2 protein-coding genes are annotated in these 1,121 nt (G+C 49.2%); one reads left to right on the top strand and one right to left on the bottom strand.

Annotated elements, in window-relative coordinates; all coding sequences use genetic code 11:
* Positions 1-293: amino acid permease (locus A9513_RS14540; protein WP_141678415.1), on the bottom strand; the 293-nt coding region annotated here is incomplete at its 3' end.
* 449 nt (positions 294-742) lie between these two features.
* Between A9513_RS14540 and A9513_RS34960 the strand changes: the two genes are divergently transcribed.
* Positions 743-958, top strand: coding sequence for a YgdI/YgdR family lipoprotein (locus tag A9513_RS34960; RefSeq protein WP_023910458.1), 216 nt, complete (start codon positions 743-745; stop codon positions 956-958).
* The last annotated feature ends 163 nt before the right edge of the window (positions 959-1,121 follow it).

Here is a 1,121-nt window from a genome sequence, read left to right as displayed (position 1 = left end):
CTGATCCAGTAACCCCAGGCCGATGAGAAGCCCATGTAGTCGCCGAAACCGGCCTTGGCGTAAGCGTACACCCCGCCGTCGAGTTGGGGCTTGCGGTTGGCCAGGGTCTGGAAGACGAATGCCAGGGTCAGCATGCCGACCGCGGTGATGGCCCAACCGATGAGAATGGCGCCGACGTCTGCACTGGCCGCCATGTTTTGTGGCAGGGAGAAAATGCCCCCGCCGATCATGGATCCTACGACCAGCGCTGTCAGCGCGCCGAGTCGTAGTTTTTGGCTGCTTTCTTGCGGCATAAATAAGCTTCCTTGTAGTTCTGTGGAGAATTATTAAGCCATCTTCTATGGGGGAGGGGCCGTGAGGCAGATCAATAATTGTTTAGTGGAAAGATGTTACTGCCATGGGGGGTGTGATTCGGATAAGATCTCGGAAGTAGAAGAAAAATGGCGTGTTTTCTGGTTGGCGAGCAATTTTCTGTGGGTGAGAGTAGGTTGGTTTGTGGTATTTTAGTGGCGATCTAAGATGTTTTTCGTAGTAGGGTTAAGACCCTGATTGCTTCGATGGGGTGACAGGCTTTTGGTTTTACTTGTGTTTGAATGAATGGCACCTGAGGACAAAAATATGTTCTTTGGGCCGCTTTTGGTTCTGGCGGAATTTTAGTACTTTTGTCGAGCGCTACTTGCCGTATTTTTGCTTGTCGCGCTTGATCTGTTTGTTCGAATCTGATGTGCGCTGGAGGTGTTTCTTGGGTAAGTATTTCGTTGCTATTCTGGTTTTTGTAGGTGGGCTTTCAGGCTGCTCAACTCCATCTGCGATTGTGCTAAATGACGGGCGGGAACTGCAGACGCTTGATACGCCACGCTATGATTCAAAAAGTGGATTTTATGAGTTTAGAGAGCTTGATGGTAAGTTGCAGAGAGTTAATAAGGATCAAGTTAAGACGATAAAAGATCTGAAGTGAATCGGCAGAAATGCCAGCTATATGGCTGGCGTTTCCAAGAAACGTTCGTATCTCTGGTTATGATGGGCGGTTGCAGAAGCTGAGTGCAACACGGTTACTGGATTGAAGCAGGTGCATCATGCTGCAACGCCACTACCTCTGTCATGACCTCAATCGGGCATTT

Source organism: Pseudomonas sp. AU12215 (assembly GCF_001675465.2).
In the GTDB taxonomy this organism is placed as follows: Bacteria; Pseudomonadota; Gammaproteobacteria; order Pseudomonadales; family Pseudomonadaceae; genus Pseudomonas; species Pseudomonas nitroreducens.
This window is presented reverse-complemented; position numbering and strand designations above follow the sequence as displayed.